The 10,429-nt window shown below is 43.6% G+C and carries 10 protein-coding genes and 1 pseudogene; 7 read left to right on the top strand and 4 right to left on the bottom strand.

What is annotated here, in order from left to right:
* Together AC1YY3_RS12140 and AC1YY3_RS12135 are read right to left on the bottom strand one after the other, a co-directional pair.
* Positions 1 to 221: pseudogene (locus AC1YY3_RS12140) on the bottom strand (recombinase RecA); the annotation flags it as partial.
* 245 nt (positions 222 to 466) lie between these two features.
* Positions 467 to 1,210, bottom strand: coding sequence for a TorF family putative porin (locus AC1YY3_RS12135; protein WP_481824723.1), 744 nt, complete (start codon positions 1,208 to 1,210; stop codon positions 467 to 469).
* A gap of 448 nt (positions 1,211 to 1,658) precedes the next feature.
* Here AC1YY3_RS12135 and AC1YY3_RS12130 point away from each other — a divergent pair, with 448 nt between their 5' ends.
* The 4 genes from AC1YY3_RS12130 (at position 1,659) to AC1YY3_RS12115 (ending at position 4,272) form a co-directional block, all read left to right on the top strand.
* Complete coding sequence (locus AC1YY3_RS12130; RefSeq protein WP_481824722.1) at positions 1,659 to 2,210, top strand: hypothetical protein; 552 nt, start codon at positions 1,659 to 1,661, stop codon at positions 2,208 to 2,210.
* 102 nt (positions 2,211 to 2,312) lie between these two features.
* On the top strand, positions 2,313 to 2,798 hold the full coding sequence (coaD, locus tag AC1YY3_RS12125; RefSeq protein ID WP_481824721.1) for a pantetheine-phosphate adenylyltransferase: 486 nt from the start codon (positions 2,313 to 2,315) through the stop codon (positions 2,796 to 2,798).
* 2 nt (positions 2,799 to 2,800) lie between these two features.
* On the top strand, positions 2,801 to 3,049 hold the full coding sequence (locus AC1YY3_RS12120) for a YfhL family 4Fe-4S dicluster ferredoxin (protein WP_481824720.1): 249 nt from the start codon (positions 2,801 to 2,803) through the stop codon (positions 3,047 to 3,049).
* Positions 3,050 to 3,225: 176 nt separating this feature from the next.
* Positions 3,226 to 4,272, top strand: coding sequence for an STAS-like domain-containing protein (locus AC1YY3_RS12115; protein ID WP_481824719.1), 1,047 nt, complete (start codon positions 3,226 to 3,228; stop codon positions 4,270 to 4,272).
* Positions 4,273 to 4,339: 67 nt separating this feature from the next.
* On the opposite strand, the gene AC1YY3_RS12110 is transcribed toward AC1YY3_RS12115, so the two are convergent.
* Both AC1YY3_RS12110 and AC1YY3_RS12105 read right to left on the bottom strand, forming a co-directional pair.
* A complete protein-coding gene (locus tag AC1YY3_RS12110; RefSeq protein WP_481824718.1) occupies positions 4,340 to 5,119 on the bottom strand; it encodes a hydroxypyruvate isomerase family protein in 780 nt (259 codons plus the stop codon).
* On the bottom strand, positions 5,112 to 5,996 hold the full coding sequence (locus AC1YY3_RS12105) for an NAD(P)-dependent oxidoreductase (RefSeq protein WP_481824717.1): 885 nt from the start codon (positions 5,994 to 5,996) through the stop codon (positions 5,112 to 5,114). The genes AC1YY3_RS12110 and AC1YY3_RS12105 overlap by 8 nt, the downstream gene beginning before the upstream one ends.
* A gap of 96 nt (positions 5,997 to 6,092) precedes the next feature.
* On the opposite strand from AC1YY3_RS12105, the gene acpA reads away from it, so the two are divergent.
* The 3 genes from acpA to AC1YY3_RS12090 all read left to right on the top strand — a co-directional run bounded on the left by acpA (position 6,093) and on the right by AC1YY3_RS12090 (position 10,251).
* A complete protein-coding gene (gene acpA, locus AC1YY3_RS12100) occupies positions 6,093 to 7,802 on the top strand; it encodes an acid phosphatase (protein ID WP_481824716.1) in 1,710 nt (569 codons plus the stop codon).
* 83 nt (positions 7,803 to 7,885) lie between these two features.
* Positions 7,886 to 9,565, top strand: coding sequence for a gamma-glutamyltransferase (gene ggt, locus AC1YY3_RS12095; protein WP_481824715.1), 1,680 nt, complete (start codon positions 7,886 to 7,888; stop codon positions 9,563 to 9,565).
* The gene (locus AC1YY3_RS12090) at positions 9,550 to 10,251 is read left to right on the top strand and encodes a 4'-phosphopantetheinyl transferase family protein (protein ID WP_481824714.1); all 702 of its coding nucleotides are present in this window, start codon (positions 9,550 to 9,552) and stop codon (positions 10,249 to 10,251) included. Before ggt ends, AC1YY3_RS12090 begins: the two co-directional genes overlap by 16 nt.
* The last annotated feature ends 178 nt before the right edge of the window (positions 10,252 to 10,429 follow it).

Raw genomic sequence — 10,429 nt, 5'->3', positions numbered from 1 at the left:
GTGGTTTTACCTGATGATTCCGGCCCGTATATTTCAACCACCCGCCCACGCGGAAGGCCGCCGCAACCCAACGCGATGTCCAAGCCCAGAGAACCTGTCGAGACGACATCAATATCACGGGATGAAGCCACATCGCCCATCCGCATGACAGAACCTTTGCCAAACTGCTTTTCTATCTGCATCAGCGCAGCGCCAAGTGCCTTCTTTTTGTTCTCATCCATCGTTAATATCCTTTGCGTCGGTAAAGAAACATCATCTTATAACCAAGCTGGGCATTATCACATAGGGTGGTATCAGGTACAAGACAACGGACTTAAGAAAGAGCGGAAAACAACCAGAACAATCAAACAATTAACCCACGCGGTTGAATACTATTCGCAGGCTTTTCAACACCAACAAAGGGAATTAATCGTGCAGCAAATCCTTACAGATGAAGATTGAACAAATCCTAGATACCCAAAATAATTTAGAATCCGACAGAAAGAGAAAATACCACTGTTGCTGTTAGCGTTTCAGGATGGTCGGTGATTGACTTTTGTCCGTTGGCATCCAGGTAGTAAATCTCCCTGGCATCGTAATATCGTAAATCCAGCGCGATGAATTTATAACGCCCCGTCAAACCTACATTCCAATAAGGATAATCGGCAGCGAGAGCTTCTTTGATATAGGCATACCCGAAGGTACTGGAGATTTCCAGGTAGTCGGTAATCGGGTAACGACCCGTTAACTCAGGGAATAACGCGGCCCGCCCTAGACCATAATAATCATCGATATAAGAAATCTGTGTGCTGAGCAGACTCTTGTAATGCAGGAATAAATAGAACTCGTTATAGTCAGCATTCTTATCAAAAATTAGTCCGTCATAAAAATAACGCGAATACTGCAAATCCATGCGCCAGTCATCAGCAAATTTATAACTCCAACCCACATAAGGGGTCATTTCAACTTGTGCTGAATTGGGAAAAAACAGCTCTTCGTCTTGCTCGCTTTTGCCAAAATTAAAATTTGAGACGCTGACACCTGTGTAAAGCCCTGATGAATGCTGATAATCGAGGTTGCCTTGAATGGCTGGACTGTTATTGCTTTTGGAATACATTCGCCAAACATAATTGGTTGTACCCGTAATTGTGCCGTGAATTTCAGCATAAGCAAAATCAGCTTGCCACATAAGAACGACCATACAGAGCATTAAAGTGAATGTTTTTTGCATGGCTATGGGATTTTTGGATTAAACGGCATTTACCTTAAGTGCATGTCTATGTAACTCTAACCGCTCAATTAAATACCACGAATTAACAACAAGTCGTACAGTGAACAACTTTTTTATTAAGTAGTTATTAAGATAACTATTATTTATCCAATAAACTGCCATGGCTTTTAGTGACACGTTCCTTGTTACCTCAAAATAAGCTTATAACCACTTGATTGTAGCAAATCTGGTCGGATAAAAGTTAGTAAAAGAACAGTATTTTCCTATTCTTACAATGAGGAGAAAAATCTAGGTTACAGGTTAAGGTATAGCCGTTACGATTATAGCTAATAATTTTATGATGGTTTTATGTTTTCTAGCTGAATCATAAACGTCTCATCTGCAATCTGCCAGAAATTCACGGACACGGTATAATAGCAACAAGTATAGTCTCTGAAATACCATTGTCATGCCAGAACCATCAATAACGGCTCTTGAGCCAGAAAAAAAGCAACGTCTGTTGTCGATTTTTGAACGGTTATTGCCGCTGGTAGATAATCTTGCCAACAGACTGCGCTTATTCCTGATTTTGGGCGTATTGGTGACGGCTTGGCTGATCGTGTGGTGTTACTTTTTGAAACATTATTCCATCGGGATTGCCGCAACTGTGGGTATTGCTGCTTTTTTGCCAACGTTGATACTGGCAAGGTTTTGGTGGGCATTGGAAGAGTTAAAAGACCTTCCCAACATCGCAGGTAATATGGTCGGTGATGCCAAAACTGAACTCCAAGAATCCGTGCAAAACATCCGCGCTGGTAAAGCACCCAAGCTTGGTTTTTTTAGTGCAGGGAAAAGCCTTTGGTCGATTGGTGCGATGGCTTCTGAAGCCCGTGAATTGATGGGTTCTTATATTAGTCTATCGACATTGATTAATCCGTTCATGCTGGTGTTGGGCGTAATCTCATTTGTGGGTGTGTTTTTGCTGTTTTTGGTCGGCATAGTGCTGGCATTTTTTGTTTAAATCCGCTCATCCCAACCTTCTCCTTCAAGGGAGTAGGGGTTTTTGAATTTTTAGAGACCCCGCTTTAGTCTACTTCACCCAACCTTCCATTAAACCTAGCCTATGCAAATAATCGTCATCTACCCCGGCACTTTTGACCCTATCACCAACGGTCACCTGGATTTAGTCGCACGAGCCTCTCGGCTTTTCCATAAAGTCATCATTGCCGTTGCTGATAATGCAGGGAAAGCGCCGTTGTTTTCTCTGGAAGAACGGGTAAGCTTGGCTAAACAAGCAGCTGCAAGTCACACCAATGTCGATGTCATCGGGTTTGGTAATTTGTTGGTAGATTGCGCCAGACAACACGGTGCGACGGTTATTCTACGGGGACTTAGAGCGGTATCGGATTTTGAGTACGAATTCCAGATGGCTGGGATGAACCGCAACCTCGCACCGGAATTGGAAACACTATTTTTAACGCCGCCAGAGCAATATACCTTTATTTCCTCGAGCGTGATTAAATCCATTGCCCAATTACATGGCGATATTTCCTCTTTCGTTCCAGAGATTGTCTACCAGCAGCTACTTAAAAAGTTTAGCCAGGATTAAGTATGTCATTGATAATATACGACGAATGTATCAACTGCGATGTCTGCGAGCCGGAATGCCCCAATGGGGCTATTTCCCAAGGCGAAGATATTTACGTTATCAATCCCGCCTTGTGTACGGAATGTGTAGGACATTATGACCTGCCGCAATGTGTGGAGGTTTGCCCTGTCGATTGCATCACCAAAGACCCAGATTATGTTGAGAACCAGGAAACCTTGTATCAGAAGTATTTGAAGTTAACAAAAAAGTAAAATCGTAGAGTGCAATAGGCATGAGCCGTATTGCACCGCATGTGTACCACCTTACATCCGGCGCAATACGCCAAGGCTATTGCGCCCTACGGCTCTATTTTTGGTAAATATATCTTTTGAACTTTCATACAAACAAAGCTATCCTTTAAGAAAATATTTTTCTTAAAGGATAGCTTGTGAATAATAAAGAAAAAGGCGAGCAGATAAGGCGTCAAATTATTAGAGACCTTAGATATCATTCTACTGATATTGTTAAGCATATTGCCAATATATTTTCTATAACACCTCAAGCTATAAATAATCATATACAGCGGTTAGAAAAGGAAGGTTGGTTAGATTCAAGCGGCTCTGGAAAAGGTAAAAGATATTTTCTTGGGGACTTAAGGGAGAATAAGTCACTGTTTCCTCTCACAAAAGATTTTACTGAAGATGGTGTTTGGCGAAATCAATATGCTTTTGTGTTTGAAGGTTTGCCGGAAAATATAGTGGACATTTGCCACTACGGTTTTACTGAAATGGTTAATAATGCTATCGACCATTCTGAGGGTAAGTTTGTCTACATTTCCGCTGTAAGAGATAAAGAAAAAGTGATGATTTCTGTAATAGATGATGGCGAAGGCATTTTTACGAAAATCAAAAGGCTCTACAACTTGGGGGATGAAAGACAAGCATTATTCGAATTATCCAAAGGCAAACTGACTACTGATCCTGACAATCACACAGGTGAAGGAATTTTTTTTACTTCCAGAGTTTTTGATAATTTTGAAATTGATTCGAAGGGTGTAAGGTTTACTCATGATGAAGGTTTTGAGTTTGATTTCGTGCTTGATTCGACGCTATCCTTAAATGAAGCAGGTACGTCTGTGTATATGCTTATTAAAAAAAATTCTGATCGATATATTCAGAGTGTTTTCGATGACTACACGGCGGGTCCTGATGAATTTCAATTTAATAAAACCATTGTTCCAGTTCGTTTAGCACAATACGAAAATGAAAAATTAGTGTCTCGTTCACAAGCAAAAAGAATACTGGTTCGGATTGAAAAATTCCAATATGTTATATTCGATTTTGAAGGTGTAACCGCTATTGGTCAAGCTTTTGCTGATGAAATTTTTAGAGTTTACGCAAAAAATCATCCCAATATTTTTTTACTTCCTACAAATATGGAAGCCAATGTCAAAAAAATGGTTAATCGGGCAATTTTATTAAAAGATGCTGAGTAATTCGCAAGATAACTAAGATTGTATTTCAGAGTTAAATACGCCAACTTAAGAAATATCCCAACCAGGGCTAAGGATCTGATAGCTCTAACCAAGTCAAATGTTTTTCCATTTTTCCGACTGGCTTATATTCCGCACCGCACCAACCCTTATAATTCGATTGTCGAATAACATCGAATAAGCTTCCAAAATCAATTTCACCCGTTCCAGGCTGGCCTCGCCCAGGACAGTCGGCAAACTGGATATGACCGATCTTATCGGCATGACGGGTAATAAAACTAGCTACGTTTTCGCCCATTCGGTGCATGTGGTAAATGTCGTATTGCATGAACAGATTGGGGTGTTTGAGTTGCTTGACGATGTTAAGCATCTGCTTACCGCTGTGGATCATAAAGCCCGGCATGTCGTAGGTATTGATCGCTTCAAAGACAGCCTTAATCCCTAATGGTGCTAATGTGTCAGCCGCTAACAACAGGTTTTCCTTGAAGGTTTCCAGGTAGTGCGATTTTTGACGCTTGTCAAAACAGCACCCAGGGAGGATGTTGATGGCTTCCGGTTTTACATAATGGGCATAAGCCACCGCTTGCGCCAAGGCTTCCTCAAATTGCGCCTTTTTTTCAGGCACACAGGCAAGGCCTTCGCCGCCTTGCATGAGATCGTCGGCGGCAACATTAAACAACACCAGTTTCAACTGTTGCTCTGCCAATAGGGCAGCAAGGATTTCGGGATGAATGCTAAAGGGAAATTGAATTTCTACTGCCGAAAAACCACTTTGCTTGGCGGCTTTAAAACGTCCAATCAATTCGATTTCAGTGAATAACAGGCTTAAATTAGCACTGAATTTAAGCATATTTTTTGGAATACAGCTTGATTAAAGTGGCTGGATCTTGTTCCAGATAGCCACTACTTCCATGCAGTTGCAGCAATTGTGCCGCCAAACCGGACATGGGAATGGCATTGCCTTGTTGCTTGGATAAATCGACCGCCATATTCAGGTCTTTTAATAAGGTTTTGACGCGCCATTTTACCGGCTCGAATTGCGCCAAAGCCATTTCCGTGCCGGTAATTTGCAAGGGTTTGGAGTCAGCAAAACCGCCAGATAAGGCTTGCGGTATTTTTACGGCATCGACTCCGGCTTGTTTCGCCAGTGCCATCATTTCGGCGATAACCATGACATTGCAACTAACAATCATCTGGTTGCAGATTTTGGTGATCTGACCGCTGCCAACTTCGCCCATGTGGGTTAACTGCCGGTACAGTGGTTCTAATAGCTCCCTTGCGACAGCAATATCGGCTTCGTTGCCACCCGCCATAATTGCCAGATTGCCTTGTTCTGCACCTGCCACGCCGCCAGATACCGGCGCATCCACCCAGCCCATACCGCATTGTTTCTGCAACAATTTGGCTAATTGCTTGGTGGTTTCAGGGTGAATGCTGGATAAATCAATCAGCAACTTGCCAGACGAACCATTGCTGACAATATCGTTACGGACAATCGACTCGACAACCTCGGTATCAGCAAGACATAAAATAATCACATCGACCGCTTTCACCAATTTTGCAACAGTCAAACAGGCAATAGCTCCGGCTTGAGTGACAGCTTGCAATTTTTCTGGGTTGCGGTTCCAAACGTAAACAGTATTACCCGCATTAAGCAAACGCAAAACCAAGGGTTTACCCATTAAACCGATGCCGATAAAGCCGAGAATTGGGTTATTTGAAGTCATAGCAATAGTTAGATGTCATTTTAAGATAAAGCCCTATTCTGCCCATTTTTAAATGGTTTAGCTGATAATTTCGAGTCCATTAATGTGTTACCATTCGTGAAAAATAAAAAAGTGCCTAGCCCAGCCGGAAAACACTGTATGAACAATATCCCCAGACATTTTACCCGAATAAAAAATTCAGATTATGCAAAACCGAATGGCTTTTTTCATGCCATTTATGCGGTTGTTATTGTTTTGCTGGTCTGTTGCAATTCCGTTGGTTTTGCAGCAAAAACTCGCCCAGTCGCAAAGCCCACCTTAAACGACATAGAACACATTATCGTTATCTATGCTGAAAACAGGAGTTTTGATAATCTTTATGGCTTATTCCCAGGTGCGAATGGTATCAAGCAAGCAACCAAGGAACAATATACCCAAGTCGATAACGATGGCAAGCCATTCAAAGAGTTACCGCCCATCTGGGCAAGCGAAGTAGATAAGCCACCGTTGGCTGAACGGCTACCAAATAAGCCGTTCCAAATTGATAAGCCCACCTTGAATTTACCTTTATCAGCCAGGACACGAGACCTTGTTCACATGTTCTACCAAAATATTGAACAAATCAACGGAGGGAAAAATAACAAATTTGCCGCCATATCCAATGCTGGTGGCTTGGTGATGGGTTATTACGATGGCTCAAAGCTACCGTTGTGGAAATGGGCGCAGGAATACACGCTAGCAGATAATTTTTTCATGGCCGCGTTTGGTGGCTCTTTCCTCAACCACCAATGGTTAATCTGCGCTTGCACCCCACGCGATCCAGAAGCAGACGAAGATGAGCGCGTGCCTTTGAATGATAAGGGCTTGCTTAAACGCAAGCCAGATTCGCCGCCATCTGCCATGTACGGCGCACCCAAGTTTGAAGGAGGAGAATTATCGTTTACCCCAGATGGTTATGTGATCGCACCTAAGCAACCAGCTTATCAACCCTCAAAAATACCGCCTGAAAAAGAAGGTGATTCGCGCTTTGCCGATCCCACCTCTAAGCCATTAGCACCGCAGACCACAAAAACAATTGGTGATACCTTATCTGCTAAAAATATCGCCTGGGTGTGGTACGCAGGGGCTTGGAAGCAAGCAGTGGCAGACGGCGGACAAGCACCAGATGTTAAACGTAGCGTGATTTATACGGATAAGCCCGGAACAATTAACTTCCAAGCACATCATCAGCCGTTTAATTATTATGCCCGATTTGCGCCTGGAACACCTGATAGGGATCTGCATTTGCAAGATGGCGAGGATTTTCTATTAGCCATTGAAAAAGGCACACTGCCGCAAGTCGCCTTTTATAAGCCCACCGGGCAATTTAACGAGCATCCTGGTTACACTGATGTGCTGTCCGGTGACCAACACCTGGATGAGATACTCAATAAAATCAAAACCAGCCCAATCTGGAAAAAAACCGTTGTAATTGTCACTTACGATGAGAACGGCGGCTTTTGGGATCACGTCGCACCACCCAAAGGCGACCGCTGGGGACCAGGGACGCGCATACCTGCCATCATTATCTCGCCTTTTGCCAAACAGCATTTTGTTGACCATACGTCGTATGACACTACTTCGATCATCAAATTTATTAGCTTGCGGTTTGGGTTAGAACCCTTGCCAGGAGTGAGAGCTAGTGCGGGTGATTTGCTAGGGGCATTTGATTTGCAATTGGAAGACAGTACGCTGGTAACTCATTCAAAAGTGAACAAAACAATTAACGCAGCACCTACCGTTAACAAGGTAAAGGATAAAAAACTGCAAGCTACGTCAAACCATTAAAAACCACATGTCTACTGGGTTTTCGAGTGCATCTTTAACAAATTACACAGCTCTAGCTTGTTTAGCTGTTCGATAAATTTGGAATGACAAAACTAACAAGATATATAGCATTCATCAACCTATTCGCCTTACTTTGGACGGCACAGGTAAATGGAGATAGCCCTAGGGTTGCGGTAGCTTCCGCACATCCTTTAGCAACTGAAGCAGGTTTTGAGATTATCGCTAAAGGCGGCAATGTGTTTGATGCAGCGGTGGCAGTAAGTGCGGCTTTAGCGGTGGTCGAACCAGCAGGTTCAGGTTTGGGTGGTGGCGGCTACTGGTTGCTACATCGGGCGAAAGACCACGTTGAAACCTTCATCGACGGTCGTGAAAAAGCACCTTTAGCCGCACATAAAGCCATGTTCTTGGATAAATCTGGCAAAGTAATACCGAACTTATCGTTGAATGGGGCTTTGGCAGCAGCCATTCCAGGTTTGCCAGCAGGATTAGTGCATTTATCGGAGAAATATGGGCAATTAACATTAGCTGAAAGTTTAGCCCCAGCCATTCGCTATGCCACTAATGGCTTTACCATAACCGAACGGCATAGAAGAATGTTAGGTTCCAATGTCGAAGTTCTCAAAAAAGATCGTTATACATCGGCTATTTTTCTGTCTCACGGTTCTGTACCCAAATCCTTTTCAATACTTAAACAACCTGATTTGGCAAATACCTTGAAGCAGCTTGCCGAATCAGGCAGGGACGGCTTTTACGACGGGGAAGTTGCCGATAAGCTAGTGAATGGTGTCCGTAAAGCAGGTGGAATATGGAGTCAGGAAGATTTGGATGCTTACCAAGTCGTCGAGCGCAAGCCAATAAAAGGCAGCTATCAAGGTATAACGATTACCAGTGCGCCGCCTTCATCATCCGGCGGTATTGTGTTGCTGGAAACCTTAAATATCTTGTCAGGTTTTGATTTGCAGAAAATCGATGAAATAATCCGCAAACACCTGATTACAGAAGCCATGCGCCGCGCTTACCATGACCGCGCCTTATATCTCGGCGATGCTGATTTTATCGACATTCCAACCCAACAACTACTCAGCTTGGATTATGCCGCAGGGTTGCGTAGCACTATAAGGCACGACAAAGCCTTGCCCAGCAATTATTTGTCAGGCGATATGCCTGAGCAAAACCAAGGTACACAGACAACACATTTTTCCATCATTGATGAAGACGACAATCGCGTTGCCGCAACCTTGAGCATTAACACAGCTTTTGGTGCCGGGTTTGCACCGGAAGCCACAGGCGTGTTGCTCAATAATGAGATGGATGATTTTGCCAGCCTTGAAGGTGCAATGAACGTCTATGGTTTGGTAGGTGCCGCAGCTAATTCGATTGCGCCAGGAAAGCGCATGTTGTCCAGCATGACGCCAACTTTCCTGGAAACACCTGAGCGCATCGCCGTATTAGGCACGCCCGGCGGTAGCCGGATTATCTCGATGGTTTTGTTAGGAATTCTGGATTTTGCTAAGGGCAACAATCCCGATTCCTGGGTAAGCATTCCTCGTTTTCACCACCAATTCATGCCCGATGTTATCGAATATGAAAAAGCCGCGCTATCTCAAGATGAGATTACGAAGTTATCAACATTGGGCCATCAATTAAAGGAAACGAAACGTAATTACGGCGATATGCAAGCCGTGCAGTTAAATAAGCTCACGAAAAAATTAACCGCCTCCAGTGATCCACGCGGTGTAGGCAAAGCGTGGGTAAGCCCGTAGTGGAAAACCCTGACATCAAACTATGGAAAGGCGATATTGCCGCAACGGAAACAGATTGCCGTCAGTATTGGCACATTCTCGACCAAACTGAACAGCAACATGCTAACGCATTTAAAAACGAGCTGCTACGTAGACGCTATGTCGAAATCCATGCCCGACTAAGGATTGTACTGGCAGATGCCGTCAATACAGCCCCAGAGCAGCTACGTATCCATAAGGCCGAATATGGCAAACCTTATCTCGCTGATTATCCCGAATTGGCGTTTAATTTATCGCATACTGCCAATAAGATGGTGATCGCAATGGCTTATAACTGTGAGCTAGGCGTTGATATTGAGCAGTGCAAACCAAGGAAAAACCTAGTTGCGCTGGTAGATAAATGTTTTTCCGAAGAAGAAAAAAGCCACTGGCAGCAACTGCCGAAATCCCAACAAGTGCAAGCCTTCTACCAGTTCTGGACGCGCAAAGAAGCGTTTGTGAAAGCAACGGGCAGAGGTATTGCTCTAGGGTTGAAGCACTGTGTCGTCAATCCCAAGAATCTCAATGAATTTTTAACAATACCAAAAGAATATGGAAAAGCCAGCGAATGGCTTATACAACCTATTGATTTTGGAGAAACTATCTGTAGTGCTTTGGTTAGCAGATGTTGGGTTGGCGCACAGACAATCCTGCGTGTTGTTTGTTGAAGGATATTTAAGGAAACCCTGAGTAAGCGTGTAGATACCGTCTTAAAACCCAAGTGTCAAGGCTTATTTTACTGCGAAAAGAGGATCAAAAGGTTCGCCTGATTTCAAGATAGCAAAGCTAAGATGAATGAGTTTACGCATAGCGGCGCAGGCGATAGCCTTACCATTCTTGCCATTG

Source organism: Methyloglobulus sp. (assembly GCF_964779595.1).
The sequence above is the reverse complement of the archived record's forward strand: the minus strand, read 5'-3'. Positions and strand labels throughout refer to the sequence as shown.